General features: G+C 49.0%; 13 protein-coding genes and 4 tRNA genes. 7 read left to right on the plus strand and 10 right to left on the minus strand.

Translation table 11 applies throughout. From position 1 onward, the window contains the following. Positions 1-15 precede the first annotated feature (15 nt). The gene (locus tag FTT89_RS04790; RefSeq protein WP_005180217.1) at positions 16-513 is read right to left on the minus strand and encodes a YcxB family protein; all 498 of its coding nucleotides are present in this window, start codon (positions 511-513) and stop codon (positions 16-18) included. Between the two features lie 172 nt (positions 514-685). Between FTT89_RS04790 and FTT89_RS04795 the strand changes: the two genes are divergently transcribed. Then, positions 686-1,984, plus strand: coding sequence for an SRPBCC family protein (locus FTT89_RS04795; RefSeq protein ID WP_180006598.1), 1,299 nt, complete (start codon positions 686-688; stop codon positions 1,982-1,984). A 77-nt stretch (positions 1,985-2,061) separates the two neighbouring features. On the opposite strand, the gene FTT89_RS04800 is transcribed toward FTT89_RS04795, so the two are convergent. From FTT89_RS04800 to FTT89_RS04815, 4 genes are all read right to left on the minus strand, one after another. Then, a tRNA-Arg gene (locus FTT89_RS04800) sits at positions 2,062-2,138 on the minus strand. Positions 2,139-2,369: 231 nt separating this feature from the next. Further along, positions 2,370-2,446: transfer RNA gene (locus FTT89_RS04805), tRNA-Arg, on the minus strand. A 49-nt stretch (positions 2,447-2,495) separates the two neighbouring features. Beyond that, positions 2,496-2,572 (minus strand) — tRNA-Arg (locus FTT89_RS04810). A 13-nt stretch (positions 2,573-2,585) separates the two neighbouring features. Beyond that, a tRNA-Ser gene (locus FTT89_RS04815) sits at positions 2,586-2,675 on the minus strand. A 265-nt stretch (positions 2,676-2,940) separates the two neighbouring features. Here FTT89_RS04815 and rnr point away from each other — a divergent pair. From rnr to FTT89_RS04840, 5 genes are all read left to right on the plus strand, one after another. After that, complete coding sequence (gene rnr, locus FTT89_RS04820; RefSeq protein ID WP_168405330.1) at positions 2,941-5,373, plus strand: ribonuclease R; 2,433 nt, start codon at positions 2,941-2,943, stop codon at positions 5,371-5,373. Positions 5,374-5,508: 135 nt separating this feature from the next. Further along, positions 5,509-7,548: a M3 family metallopeptidase gene (locus FTT89_RS04825; RefSeq protein ID WP_180006597.1), complete on the plus strand. Its 2,040-nt coding sequence runs from the start codon at positions 5,509-5,511 to the stop codon at positions 7,546-7,548. Positions 7,549-7,588: 40 nt separating this feature from the next. After that, positions 7,589-7,798: a YheV family putative zinc ribbon protein gene (locus FTT89_RS04830; RefSeq protein ID WP_171065117.1), complete on the plus strand. Its 210-nt coding sequence runs from the start codon at positions 7,589-7,591 to the stop codon at positions 7,796-7,798. A gap of 21 nt (positions 7,799-7,819) precedes the next feature. After that, positions 7,820-8,236 (plus strand): hypothetical protein, encoded by a 417-nt coding sequence (locus FTT89_RS04835; RefSeq protein WP_016658541.1) that lies wholly within the window; start codon positions 7,820-7,822, stop codon positions 8,234-8,236. A 60-nt stretch (positions 8,237-8,296) separates the two neighbouring features. After that, positions 8,297-9,184 carry a DMT family transporter gene (locus FTT89_RS04840; RefSeq protein ID WP_373684864.1) on the plus strand — a complete coding sequence of 296 codons (888 nt, stop codon included), beginning with the start codon at positions 8,297-8,299 and terminating at the stop codon, positions 9,182-9,184. Positions 9,185-9,245: 61 nt separating this feature from the next. On the opposite strand, the gene FTT89_RS04845 is transcribed toward FTT89_RS04840, so the two are convergent. The 3 genes from FTT89_RS04845 to FTT89_RS04855 form a co-directional block, all read right to left on the minus strand. Further along, positions 9,246-11,522: a TRAP transporter large permease subunit gene (locus FTT89_RS04845; RefSeq protein WP_168407008.1), complete on the minus strand. Its 2,277-nt coding sequence runs from the start codon at positions 11,520-11,522 to the stop codon at positions 9,246-9,248. Between the two features lie 180 nt (positions 11,523-11,702). Further along, positions 11,703-12,275 carry a rhombosortase gene (rrtA, locus tag FTT89_RS04850; protein WP_168393915.1) on the minus strand — a complete coding sequence of 191 codons (573 nt, stop codon included), beginning with the start codon at positions 12,273-12,275 and terminating at the stop codon, positions 11,703-11,705. Between the two features lie 55 nt (positions 12,276-12,330). Continuing rightward, on the minus strand, positions 12,331-13,404 hold the full coding sequence (locus FTT89_RS04855; protein WP_005180236.1) for a hypothetical protein: 1,074 nt from the start codon (positions 13,402-13,404) through the stop codon (positions 12,331-12,333). Between the two features lie 189 nt (positions 13,405-13,593). Between FTT89_RS04855 and FTT89_RS04860 the strand changes: the two genes are divergently transcribed. Next, positions 13,594-13,773 (plus strand): hypothetical protein, encoded by a 180-nt coding sequence (locus FTT89_RS04860; protein WP_127801044.1) that lies wholly within the window; start codon positions 13,594-13,596, stop codon positions 13,771-13,773. A 147-nt stretch (positions 13,774-13,920) separates the two neighbouring features. Here the strand turns inward: FTT89_RS04860 and FTT89_RS04865 are convergent, their stop codons facing one another. Together FTT89_RS04865 and FTT89_RS04870 are read right to left on the minus strand one after the other, a co-directional pair. Then, positions 13,921-14,313, minus strand: coding sequence for a hypothetical protein (locus FTT89_RS04865; protein WP_005180237.1), 393 nt, complete (start codon positions 14,311-14,313; stop codon positions 13,921-13,923). Next, positions 14,300-14,557, minus strand: coding sequence for a succinate dehydrogenase assembly factor 2 (locus FTT89_RS04870; RefSeq protein ID WP_005180238.1), 258 nt, complete (start codon positions 14,555-14,557; stop codon positions 14,300-14,302). Before FTT89_RS04870 ends, FTT89_RS04865 begins: the two co-directional genes overlap by 14 nt. Between the last annotated feature and the right edge of the window lie 61 nt (positions 14,558-14,618).

The following is a 14,618-nucleotide window of genomic DNA, read 5'->3' on the forward strand; positions in this document are numbered from 1 at the left end:
ATGGTTTTAACAGGCTTATTTTTTAAAGGTATTTTCAAACAGGGTCTGATCGGCTGTGCTTTCAAACACGCGTTTTGGCACAATAATCACCATGCGGTTTTTCAGCTCAATCATATAGGTCAGCTTGCCTGAAGCAAAATTCTGCACTTCGTTATAATGCACCACTTTGTCACGGCCATTGGCAGAAATCTCGGCATAATCCTGATACAGCGCAATGCCCTGTTCGCTTTTTCCAAACTGGTATTTGACAAACTGACGCTTAAACATCATCGGCAGGAACCAGTAGCGCATCAGCATCTGTAGCACCAGAAAAAATACCCCCAGCGCCAGATAGTAACGACCTACACCATCGAGGCCCAAATAAATGCCCCAGGCAATAATCCCGACACTAATTAATGGAGTAATAAAACGGGTAAACTGTTTTTTACCAAAGGTGGCCAGAGCAAAGCCATCCTGAGATTCTTCCAGATTTAAAAAATAACGTAGCGACAAGGCAGGCTTGAGTTCCGACATCGGCTCATCATCAAATCAGTTAAATTACGCTAAATATTACACCAGAATAGGTGATTTCCTTATTCTTTTTCTCGCCAGTGCTGTCATGATGATGCTGCAACCACCATTCAAAAAATAACCCTATTCAAAACGGGATGATTCGCTCATCTCCACAGCAAAAACAGGATGTTTTATGCCACAGACGCACACCCGATTGATCGCCCTGCTTTGCAGTCTGCTGCTGCCGGTTTCTGCCTGGGCCAGTTTAGTTCGCTGGACAGGAAAAATGCCAGGCAGTTTACAAGGCTATGGCAGCAGTGCCGAGCAGCTGGCCGCGCTGACCGGAGATGGAATTCTGATTTATGCGCATGCCGCGCAACCGATTCAGCTGCCAACTTTCGCATCCACAAAACGGGGTAAATTTTATAGTGCTGCGGTGGTGCTGCCAGTGCCCAGTCACAAAGTTGCGGCACTGCTCAGTGATTATTCAGGCTATGCCCAGCTGTTTCCGACCTTCAAAAGCGCCAAGATGCTGGAGCAGCGCCAGCACATCAGTCAGGTCAAATACCGGATTCATATTCCCACGCCCATTCCGGTGCTGAACTTTAAAGACGATGTGATTCTGCAACATCAGCGCACCGACAACAGTATTGAAACCCTGGTGATTGACGCACCCATTCCGTATGGCGCCGGAAAAATAGAATGGTTTGCCTTGTCGGCCCATCAGACGCTGGTCACGGTCACGCACTGGGGAGATTTGGCGCAGCCCAAAGGCTTTTTATTTCGTACCATCCTGAATGCCCTGCCCGATGCCAAACTGGGCCTGCCGGCCGGCACCAATGCCTTTATTCTGGAAGCACTGCAACGTAAATTTAAAAGCACCACACCCCGAGCCTTACCCGCCGGCGACGTACCAGCCCCTGAATTAAGTGTCAGCCAGATGAACAAAATCCGGCAGATCAGCCAGAAATCACAAGAACCCGTATCCTTTATTTTACCGGCCTATCAGGTGTCCTATGGTGCAAAGCAGGAAATCATGCGTTTTAGCAGCAGCTATCAGTACTATGCCCAGCCGGCCAGCAAGCTAAAACCCTGGCTTGAACCGCAGGCCTACCAGCACCTGTTTCCACGGCAAATTAAAAAAGTTCATATTCAGCAGTCCTCTGCCCGGCAGCTGGATGCCGACTATAAAATTTCGGTCGGACTGGGCGTGATTCAGATTCCGTTTGATTTTAAACTGCGTTTTCAGGCACAAGGCGCTCTGGAGCAGCAGTTTCAGGCGGTGGGTGGAGATTTACGCTATGTGCAAGGCGGCATGCAGATTTTGCCGCAAGTTGAGGGCAGTTTACTGAATGTGACCAGTGCCATGAACATTGATGCGCAGGCACCGTTTTTATTACGCGCCATGCGCAGTATGCCGTATCACGAGCTGCTGCCGGCATTGGGTGGCAATACTGTGCTGACCTTAAAGATTCAACAGAAGATCAAATAATGCGGGAATGTTTTAGTAAATTATAGACACAAAAAAACCGCAACATGTGCGGTTTTTTCAGAATTCTTTATCAAGATTGGTGCGCTCAGAGAGATTCGAACTCCCGACCCCTTAGTTCGTAGCCAAGTGCTCTATCCAGCTGAGCTATGAGCGCGACGTCTTGATGGGGTGCATTATACGGGCTTTTCGGTATTTGTTAAGTCTTATTTCATAAAAATGCAACCAAATGGATAGATATTGGACAAATCATGTATTTGTGCGCTGATTTTATACAGGTTTTAAATTGCAGTTGAAATTGTAACAAATAAGGAAGCCGGCGGATGCAGCTGAGTAGCCAAATTGCAGGCACAAAAAAACCGCAACATGTGCGGTTAATTGTTCAAGTTGGTGCGCTCAGAGAGATTCGAACTCCCGACCCCTTAGTTCGTAGCCAAGTGCTCTATCCAGCTGAGCTATGAGCGCGTCACTTGTGTCGTCTATATCAGACTGCGTTATTTCCCGGTTTACTTATTGGTGCGCTCAGAGAGATTCGAACTCCCGACCCCTTAGTTCGTAGCCAAGTGCTCTATCCAGCTGAGCTATGAGCGCGACATAAGTAAAGTGGCGGTGAGAGAGGGATTCGAACCCTCGATACAGTTGCCCGTATGCGTCCTTAGCAGGGACGTGGTTTCAGCCACTCACCCATCTCACCGTAACGTGCCGCCATAATACAAATTTAACTGTAGCACTGCAAGCGCAGTCACTCTATTTTTTGCAGTTTTTTGCTCAATTAAATATTTTTTAAACAATTTATTGCTTCTAGCCTGGCATTTTCTGCAAATTTACGGGGAATGTGATTTTATCTACTCGCAATCATCTTAAAATAAAGACTTAAAACACATTATTGCAATCATTTACGTGCAGTCTGACGCTGCATGACTTATGCTAAACCTATCTTCTGACTTGAAGCCAAAGACATGATGAAAAACTGGGTCGATCCTGAAGCAAAAGCTGAAGCCGAACGTTACGATAATCCGATTCCAAGTCGCACACTGATTCTTGAAAGTATTGAAAAACTGCAACAGGCCCAGTCGCATGCCGACTTGGTTGAATATTTTGAAATTGCCGATCAGAAAAGTATTGATGCCCTGAGCCACCGCTTAATTGCCATGGTGCGTGATGGCCAGCTCATGAAAGACGGATTCAAGTTCCAGCTTGCCGCCGAGCAGCCTACCCATGAAGCCACGGTCTACATTAATAGCAAAGGTCTGGGTTCTGCTCATATTGACGGACAAAATGACATCCTGCTACCCGAGCGTGAATTGCGTCTGGTGTTTAATGGCGATCGCGTCAAAGTGCGCCAGACCTCGGTCGATCGCAAAGGCAAAGCCTGGGGCTTTATTACCGAAGTCCAGCAGCGCCGTGTGAAACAGATCATTGGCAAACTGTCGATGTATGACGGTGAATATTTTATTCAGCCGGGCAATCCGAACAGCCATCAGCCGGTGACTTTAGAAAAAGAGCTGGTTGAACACGCCAAACTGAATCTGGGCGATTCAGTTCGCGTCGCCATTGATGACTATCCAAGCCGTGAAGAATTTGCCACCGGCCATGTGGTGCAGTCGATGGCCGATAAAGCCGACACTGAAATCATCATTCCACAAACCATTTTAGAGTTTGGTTTGCCGTATGAATTTCCGGACAATGTCTTAAAAGATGCCGACAGTTTTAAAGAACCGTCAGCCAAAGACCGTGAGGGCCGGGTCGATTTACGTGATTTAGCTCTGGTCACCATTGATGGTGAAGATGCCCGCGACTTTGATGATGCGGTGTATGCAGAAAAACGTCCAGGGGGTGGTTACCGCGTAGTGGTCGCGATTGCCGATGTCAGCCACTATGTCCGCACGGGCAAACCGCTGGATGATGAAGCTCAGGAACGCGGCACTTCGGTCTATTTCCCGCATTTTGTCTTGCCGATGTTGCCAGAAGCCTTATCAAATGGCTTATGTTCGCTAAATCCGCAGGTAGATCGTCTGTGTATGGTCTGTGACCTGAACCTGTCCCGTGCCGGCCGGGTGACCAAATTCGAATTCTATCCTGCGGTAATGCATTCCAAAGCCCGTCTGACCTATACCCAGGTGGCGCAATATTTTGACGGCGACAGCGCTGCCATTCCGGAAGACCGGGATGTACGCAAATCGCTAAATACCCTGTTTCAGCTGTATCAGGTACTCAAAGGTTTACGTGCCCAGCGTCATGCTATGGAATTTGAAACCGTCGAAACCTATATGACCTTCGACGAACTCGGCGGGATTCAGGAAATCCTGCCGCGAACCCGTAATGATGCGCATAAACTGATTGAAGAGTGCATGTTGCTGGCCAACGTGGCGGCGGCAGAATTTGCGCTCAAAAATGATATTCCGATGCTGTACCGTGTGCATGAACCACCTGAGTTTTCACGGATTCAGAAAGTTCGTGAATTTGTAAAACTGCTGGGACTGAATTTCCCGGAACAGCCAACCCAGGCCGATTATCAGGCCGTGATTGATGCCACCAAAGACCGCATTGATGCGCCAAGTATTCATGCGGTGCTGTTACGCTCGATGATGCAGGCCTATTACGGCGCGGCCAATGCCGGCCACTATGGTCTGGCCTATGAAGCCTATACTCACTTCACCTCGCCAATTCGCCGTTATCCGGATCTACTCTTGCACCGTGCCATTAAAGCGCATCTGGCCCAGAAACCATATCCGATTTCGGGTGCCGCGCTGGATGATGCCGGTGAGCATTTCTCGCAAACCGAACGTCGTGCCGATGAAGCTTCCCGCTCTGTGACCATGTGGCTGAAATGTCATTATATGCAGCAGCATTTAGGCGAAGAATTTGTCGGGGTGATTTCTGCCGTGACCGAATTTGGTCTGTTTGTCACGCTGAAAGATCTGTATGTCGATGGCATGATTCACGTCAGCCAGCTGGGCGATGACTTCTTTATGTTTGATCAGGCCAGCCAGTCACTGGTCGGTCAGTCACGCGGTCAGACCTTTAGTCTGGGCGATGAAGTCAAAGTTAAAGTGGCCGGAGTCAACCTGGAAGAACGCAAGATTGATTTCGAGCTGGTCAAGCAATTGACCCATGCCGGCCGCGCGATCCGCAGCCGTGCACCACGTGTGGCGAAAGCCGCGCCGCGTGCTGAAGCCACCGAAGAAATCTCCAATGATCGTCCAGTCAAGCTTGCCCTGAGTGAAGATGGCGAACAGCCATTGAAGAAGAAAAAGGCCAAATCCAAGCCGAGCTCTTATGGCAAAAAGCCGGCGAAAAAAGTCACTGCCAAGGCCGAAAGCAAAGACAAGGTCAAGAAAAAAGCCAAAGTGAAAAAGAAAAAATCCAATGCCAAGTCCAAACTGGACTAAGCAACCCATCAGAAACAGAGCGCCACGGCGCTCTTTTTTGTATGAAGTTGAGCAATTCTGTACACACCGCTTGATTTCCCACGCTGGAGGCCCTACATCTATTGCTAAGACAGGACTTCAACATGGAAAAAAGCAATGACATTAGAACAGGCAACCCTGCCAGTACCCCAGTTTGACCAGATTACGCTGCCCCAATTAAAACAACAGGTTGAACAGACCATCACCCAAGGGCAGGCCTTTTTACAGCAACTCCAAGACATTCCGGCCAGTAGCGATGCACAGTTGCAGGTTCTGGCGCAGGTCGATCATCTGGAAAACCAGATGAGCGAAAGCTGGGGCGTACTCTCGCACCTGAATGCGGTGATGAACAATGCCGAAACCCGTGAAGTCTATCAGGCACTGTTACCTGGCCTGAGCGAATACTATACCCAGCTCGGTCAGCACACGGTGCTGTATCAGACCTATCAGCAGGTTCATGATGCAGTGACGTTTAATGACTTACCCGCAGCGCAACAAAGCGCAATTAAACTGGCGCTGCGTGACTTTAAATTGTCAGGTGTGGCCTTGGAAGGTGAAGCGAAAAAACGCTATGCGGAAATTTCAGCGCGCCTGTCGCAGCTGTCCTCTGACTTTTCCAACCATGTACTGGATGCAACACAGGCTTACTTTAAACCGCTCACAGAAGCACAACTAGCCGGCCTGCCTGCCAGCAGTGTGGAATTACTCAAGCAGTATGGCCAGCAACGTGAGCTGGAGCAGCCGGTTGCGACGCTGGATTTCCCGTCCTATCTGGCCATTATGACCTATGCTGAAGATCGCAGCCTGCGTGAAGAGTTATATAAGGCTTATACCACCCGTGCTTCTGACCAGTCGGCCGATCAGGCCTTTGACAATACCGCGGTGATGGAAGAAATTTTAAGCCTGCGTCAGGAAATGGCCCAGCTGCTCGGCTTTAACAACTATGCCGAACTGTCATTAGCCAGCAAAATGGCACCAAGTGTCGAAGCAGTTGAGCAGTTCCTGGTTGAGCTGGCCGAACATGCCCGTCAGCCAGCTGAACAGGAAATTGCCGAACTGAAAGCCATTGCCGCAGCAGATGGCATTCAGCAGCTGCAACCGTGGGATACCAGTTTCTATTCAGAAAAGCTGAAACTGGCCCAGTTCAATCTGTCTCAGGAAGCACTGAAACCGTATTTCCCGGCGCCAAAAGTGGTTGATGGCTTATTTAGCATCGTTAAACGTCTATACGATGTGGATATTATCGAGCGTGAAGCACCAGTCTGGCATCCAGACGCCCGTTATTTTGAACTGCAAGATCAGGGTCAGGTAATTGGCGGTTTCTATTTTGACCTGTATGCCCGTCAGGGCAAACGCGGCGGCGCCTGGATGAGCGGTTTCCGTTCGCGCATGCAGCAAAGCCAGGGCCTGCAACAGCCAATTTGCTATATGGTCTGTAACTTCACCCCGCCCGTGGGGGATCAGCCGGCCTTACTGACCCATGATGAAGTACTGACCTTATTCCATGAATTTGGGCATGGCCTGCATCATATGCTGACGGAAGTCGACAACATTGCGGTGGCCGGCACTCACGGCGTAGCCTGGGATGCTGTGGAACTGCCAAGCCAGTTTATGGAATTCTGGGCTTGGGACAAAGAAAGCCTGGATGTACTCAGTCAGCATATCGACACACAGGCCACCCTGCCGGATGATTTACTGCAGGCGCTGCTGAATGCGCGCTTCTTCCAGTCCGGCATGCAGACCCTGCGCCAGCTGGAATTTGCCCTGTTTGACCTGAATATTCACCGCATGACTCCGGCCTTGACCGCCAGCCAGATTCAGGATGTGCTGAATGAAATCCGGTATAAATATGCGGTGGTGCCAACCACCGATTACAACCGCTTCCAGCATAGCTTCAGTCACATCTTCGCCGGGGGCTATGCGGCCGGTTATTATTCCTATAAATGGGCCGAAGTTTTGGCCAGCGATGCCTTCGATCGCTTCGAAAATGAAGGGGTATTTAACACCGAGACCGGAAAGCAGTTCAGGCAGTTTATTCTAGCAGTTGGCGGAAAAGATTCAGCACTTGACGCGTTTATCAATTTCCGCGGACGCGAGCCAAAAATAGATGCATTATTGCGTCATCAAGGTTGGACGAAGCCAATTAAAAACGCTTAAACTAGGGCCTTAATTTGAACACAGGATCAGTATGATGACCATCAAACGTCGTTTCATTGCAGGCGCAAAATGTCCAAAATGCCAGGCTATGGATCGGGTGGTCATGCTGACCTCAGGTGATGATGAATGGATTGAATGTATCGACTGTGGCTATAGCGAAAATCGCCCAACCCATGTCGATGAACCTCAGCCACCGGCAGCGCCTGATGAAGTGGGTGTGATTCAATTTAAACCACGTCATCCTAAGTAAAAAATTAAGGTTCATTTATTCATGACGCTTGATCAGAGAAATAGCTCAAAACTATTATGGGCCATTATTGGGGGCCTGATCGTAATCGTACTTGTGGTGCTGTCTTATCAATGGATGAGCCAAAACCAGAGCGCAGAGGTAACACCTGAAGCCCAGCTGCTAAGTCAGCCGGCCGCACCTGCGGCCAAAGCCAAAGCAGAACCAGCGGTGCAGCTGGAAGAAGTACCACAGCAACTGGTGAGTGAAGATATTCTGAAACAGCCGGTTGCTACCAACGCGACCCTGGCCAAAGAAGAAATGGCCAAACTAGAAGACCTGCAGGCACAGCTAGATGATCAGGCCGCACTGCTCAATGCCCAGCACGCCGATGCTGATGAACTGATTCGCCTGAAAGAAGAACAGATTCAGCTGCTCGAAGCCCAGCTCAAACAGCAATAATTATGACCGGCAGTCTGCGTTAAACCGGCTAGAATACATCCTTATTCCTCGCCCGGGTTGATGATGACTGCCTCCACGCCTCAGCATGATCTGATCAAAGCCATTGGCTTAATCACCCTCTCTGCTTTTCTGTTTTCGCTCATGGGCGTGTGTATCCGCTACGCCTCGCATACGGTCGACAATGCCACTATTGTGTTCTTCCGTAATTTTATTGGCCTGTTTATTTTTCTGCCGCTGCTGTTCAATAAAGGCCTCGGCTTTTTTAAAACCCGGCGTCTGTGGATGCATACCTGGCGTAGTGTGGTCGGTCTGCTGGCGATGTATGGCTTCTTCTATGCCATTGCCCAGCTTAAACTGTCCAACGCGATGGTGTTTACCTATTCTTCCCCGATCTTTATTCCACTCATTGCCTGGTTATTCCTGAAAGAAAAAGTCAGTGCTGCCATGCTGATCGCCGCCCTGTTTGGTCTAATGGGCGTACTCTGTGTGGCCAAACCAGATGTCGGCCTGTTCAATCATCTGTCGATCATTGGTCTGGGCGCCAGTTTTCTGGCCGCAATGGCCTTTGTCACTGTGCGCGCCCTGACGCAAACCGAACCACCAGAACGGATTGTGTTTTATTTCTGCCTGATTGGCACCCTGATTTCAGTCATTCCAATGTTCTGGCTATGGCGAAGCTATCAATGGAGTGAACTGGGCCTGCTGATCAGTGCCGGGGTGCTGGCCAATATCAGCCAGATTTTTATGTCGCGGGCCTATAGTCTGGCACCTGCTGGTCAGATTGGGCCGGTAAATTATATTGCGATTATTTTTGCCGGCATCTGGGGCTTTTTGTTCTGGCAGGAATTGCCAGATCTGTCTAGCCTGCTCGGCTTTGGCCTGATTTTAATTGCGATTTTACTGTGCAGCCCGCTGTTTAAAAAAGCCAGTCCTACACAGGCGCCATAAAAATACCCTGACCTTTCGCAAAAGATCAGGGTATGGTCATCATCACGGTTGAACGGCTGGCTTACTGATACCAGCCAAACAGTTTAAAGAAGTATGGTACATAGGCAATGATCAGCATCGCTGGCAGCATCACCAGAATCGGCAGAATCCAGCGCTCAAAACGATAGTAGAAGGATTTGTGGCGCACTTCGGCATCTGCCGCCGCCACTTCTTCATCGCCAATCGACTGCCTCGCCAGCAAGTGATTCAGCGCGACCGGTGGGGTGATATAACCCATTTCAAAGCCAATCAGGGTAATCATCCAGAAATGTACCGGTTCAATCCCATACTGGTAGGCTACCGGTGCCACCGTGGCAGAAATCAGGATGACCGCACCAAACGGGTCCATAATCATGCCGACCAGTACCATCACCAGTACAATCAGGCTAATCACAATAAAGGTACTACTGATATCAGTCGGGAAAGCCTCCATGATTTCAATCCGTTCCAGGAAGCCGCCGACACTGACCGATAAGGCCATCAGAATCACCAGCGCGCCAATATGCCCCACGGTTTCACTAATGGAAATGTGCATCGACTTCCAGAAGCCAACCTCACGCTCCGGCTCGGACACCGCCACGCTATGATCCGCCGACATGCCAGTATCCTCAGTTGCAGTATGTACGCCATCGCGGTATTCCACACCACTGACTGCACTGGCGGTCGCCAGCGCCGGTTGCGATGAATCGGTATATTTTGCTGTCAGGCTTTCATCCCAATGACCTACTGGTGGAATTGGCGCCGGTTCATGCCGCAATTTATCAAACAGGACAATTAACAGCAGAATCACAGGCATCATCACCGGCGCAGTAAATTCGTTCAGGTTGGTGTCCAGCGCATATTTGTAGAACATCCAGATCAGCACGAAAATAATCACATACGGCACCACCGCACCCATGGCACGTAAAGATCGTGGTGCAGCCACAGCTGGTGAAGCAATCCGGAACTTACTTTCAGCAAAGAACAGCGATACCACCAGGAAAATGGTCGTGGTCAGCAGGAATACATACACGCCATAGTGGTACAGCACATCGGTGGTGACTTCCTTGTTTAAAGAGGCAACAACCACAATCAGCAGACATGGACGTAAGACTACCCCCATCGAACCAGATAAAGCCGTTGCTGCCAGGGCAAACTGACGGCGCCCGCCAGCATTCCAGACTTCTTTATAAATGATGGCACCGGCCGCGATCACAAAAATCCCCGAGGCACCGGTATAGGCTGTCGGTAATGCCGCACCAATCAGGATTAACCAGGTCAGGGTTTCGGGTGCCAGATTCCATGGCCGCATGATGTTCAGGAATTTATCCACCACACGGGTCTGTTTCAGCAGCATACCGGCCCAGATAAACAGCGCCAGATTCAGGAAGATGCTGGAGAATTCCACCAGCTGGCCCAGGTAAATCCCCTGCCCCATTGGATAATCCATGAAGAAGGTAAAGGCAATACCGGTAATAATGGCCATATAGGCATACAGCGGTACACTCAGGAAAGCCAGACCTAGACTGCCCCCTTCTCGCGTTGGTGCAGGCGGGCGAATAAACTGCCATAAACTGATGAGGGTCAGCGCACTGAACAGGATCATCCACAACCAGTAAATGATCTGCATTTCACCGGTCATCGGCACCCCGGAATTTAGCACCGAACGATACTGGCTATAGGCCGAGAACGCCAGAAAGGCATTGGCCACGGTCATGCAGGTGGTATATATCCGATAATCAATTCGTGTGGCAGGCCCACGCAAACCAATATGATGGGTTTTTAAAGTGGCACTAATCGCCGCAAACACCACCATCAACACCAGCAGCAAGGCACGGTTTTCCGTACCAAATTTAAAGATGCCAAAGAAAGTGGTTTCTACACTGCGATAGGTGCGTAAACTTGGATGCGCCTGCATATGCTGCACAGCCTGATCATAGAACACATATTTTTCTTCACAGACCTGCTGCGCGGCCATAATTGAGGCACGCACATCCGATTCAGACGGGGTTCCAAAAATATCGGCAAATTCATCGGCCGCGTTAGCTTTCATTTGTGCCTGCACCTGGCCGTCAATATCTGGATTACGGTCACAGTCAGGGGCACTTGGTTCAGCGCGCAAGAATGAATACTGCATGCCGGTGGCAGGATCACCGTATAGACGTTCGCCCATACGCAACAGCTGGCCGTGAATCATCTCACCGGTTCCAATGATCAGCGTCAGCAGCAGCAGCACCAGAATCACAAAGGCAGAAATCCATTCTGTCCATATATATCTGAGCAGATCCAGTCCGGATCTGCGTTGTCCTTGATTTGACATATTTTTTCCTGTTTTTTTATTTTCGGAAACGGCAACAGGGCCGTATTTCGCGCATCCTGTAGCAAGCAGCCATCCTGCTGCTATTCAAATCTTGTTGTCATTCTTTTCGAATGTGCATCAAAGTACATTCATTTAAAATGACAATATTCATTTTCTTTTTGGTAGAAATGGTCAACTGGATCACTTTTTCAAGCTGTAGGTATAGATCAGGTAGACCATCGCCAATCCCGCACCCCAGATCACGCCCAGCAAATGTGCCTCGACCAGTACCGGGCTACCAATCAGCTCGGCCGTTTCCTTACTGCCAAAGGTATTTTCCCACAGCAGTTTGGCCAGAATCAGCAGCAATACCAGCGCAGCAAACCGGCGTTCTTGAGCATCAAGCAGATGCACTACTGCCACCGCCATATAGGCTCCATGCAGCACCCCAGACAGGCCGGCATAGGCTTCAATATGTGGAAACAGGACATAGAAACTGAAACTGATAGCCGGAGGTAACAGCAATAACAGGCTGACAAAATGCCAGGTTTTGACCCGCGGAAAAATAAAAGGCAAACAGGCAAAGGCCAGAATATTCAGCAGATAATGCACCCAGCCCACATGCACCCAATGCGCTGTCCACAAGCGCCAGAATTCTTGTAACAGAGCAGGACGCCAATAAATAAAATGATCCGCAAACACCTGCAAACAGGCCGCCAGCGACATAAACACGGCAATAAAAATAATTTTCTTACTGAAAAAATGAAGTGTCATGTCGTTGTCCCTGTTGAATCTTTTAAGTATAAAGCGTCCTCCTCGTAGCGACTATTTACAGATTGTTGAGTTCCGTATCTGGATCAGCGCTTGTATCTTCACCAAATAAATCATCCAGTTCAGACGCATTGTCCTGCTCATCCCAGAAACGGCTCATGCCATCATCGGCAGTACGTACCCCGGTATTTTCAGTCCAGTAACGGTCTGAAATCCCCTGCACCATGGTGGCAGCCATGCTGTCAATTAGCTTGAATTGCGGGTTAATTGGTTTTTCTTCGGTGCGTGCAGCCGCAAATGATTTTAGCGCATCACGAATCTTGGCATCATCGCCGCTGGCCTGCGCGGCCACTGCATACAGGGCATGCGACAGGCGCACACCTTTCTGCTCACCAATTTGCATCGACTGTTTCAGGGTCTGATACGGCTCCGGTTTGCCATCTCCCGCACCTGGCAACAAGGTCCAGATCACGGCACGGGTGGCTTGTGGTGCACCCCAGAATTTTTCATTGTTCAGACAGGTCATGCCACGCTCGACCACGGCAGCAATATCTTTAGGCACATGCACCGCACCGCCAGAGTTAATATCATTGGTCATGGCCTGTAAACCACTGATCATGCCAAGCAAATACACGGTCTGATCAATATCGCTGTTCATTTTCGGGCAGCCTTCACCCAGTGGTTTTCTGTATTTCTTTTCCCAGCGATTCTGGAATAACTGATAACCGGTATATTGGCGCTGTGCCGCAATAGCCGCCCAGCGTTTCTGTTCAATCCGGGCATCTTGCGCTTCACTGACCTGTCCGGCTTTTGACGCACGCAAATAACGCAGCTCGGCATCTAGGGCACGGTTTTCCGCACAGATACCGGCGGCTGAATACATCAGCACCGCAACCCGGGTCGGGTCTGCCCCCATATCTTTGGTGGCCATAATTGCAGGGGTCAAGGAATTGCCGCTGCTACAGACCATTTCGGCATCATCCATAGCCAGAATGGGAGGAACAATATGTTTTTCTGTAAAACCTAAAGCCACATTGGCACCGGTTTTCACCACTTGTGAACAGCCGGAAAGAAGTGTTGTTGTGAATGCAATAACCGCCACACCCTGGCAGATTTTTTGGACTTGCGACATTTTCCTGTCCTCTATAATTGTGTTTATGTCCATGGCAACAAACATATCAGATGCATTATCTGAATAAAAGAGCATTTACTCTAATCTGAGAGCTGTACTTTGACATGAAAAGCGGGCAAGAAAATTGACTGAATTTGCAGGAAAGCCAAATTTTAGGCAAAAAAAAGTAGCATTGCGACGGTTCAGCACATGCTACTTATTAACTGGAACCCAATTACGGGCATTTTATTGGTGCAATTCGTTCCTTCAGCAAGCTTCCTCATCATCCAGCCACAATTGAACACAATTGCGATGACCAGAAACATTCACGTGGCGATCACCCTGGCGATTTCCCTGTTTGCTGTTGGTGTCTTTAATATATCTGGATAATTTTCAAACACAAGAGGCTTTTGTCCAACAATCGGTATTTTTTGCCAATTTACCGTGACTGTGTAGAACAAACAAAATGATAGACTTTATAAATTTATTTAAAATCAATATCTTATTTTTATATTAAAATATACAACTGTCTGACAATTAGATGGTTTTTGCCAATGTTTTTAAGGCTTTCCACTCTGCAAACGAAACTTGGTCACGCCAGATGACTGCAGATTTGACCGGTGCATGATGAAAATACAGCACCAGATACAGCTGATGATCCAGAATATGCTCGAGCAGACCGCGTTGAATCTTGGAGCCAGAATTAAACTGCAGACTCCACTCTGCCCCATCTAAATGCGCCAAGGCGGTTAATTGGGAGCGTCGCTGAAACCCGTAATAACTGACAGCCGCCAGGAGCAGACCTAGCAGCCAAAGCAGCGGATGTAATAATTGAAAACTTAAAACAGAAAATAGAATCAGCAGGCTCAGCTGAAACAGCAGTGCCAGACGGCTCGGTTTCAGCTGAAAGTCGCGCTTAGCCGTGGACATAGTGTTTTAATTTACGGATCAGCTCGCGCATTTCCGGGCGTGGCGGTTCAGACACTTCCATAAACCAGTCCAGTAAATCCGGATCTTCCTGTTCAACCAGCGCAGCAAACGTGGCTTTTTCTTCCGGATCAGCGGTTAAATAATAGTTTTTTACATAAGGATCAAAGTAGACATCAATTTCCTTTAAACCGCGACGGGCACGATAAATCACTTTACGCTCTTCTAAGCTAATGTCTTCACTCATGGTTTGGTCCACATCATATTGATATCGCAATTAGTTTAACCCAGCCCAGAAAAAGTTTCGA

Origin of the sequence: Acinetobacter sp. YH01025, from assembly GCF_013420185.1 — a bacterium.
GTDB lineage: Bacteria > Pseudomonadota > Gammaproteobacteria > Pseudomonadales > Moraxellaceae > Acinetobacter > Acinetobacter indicus.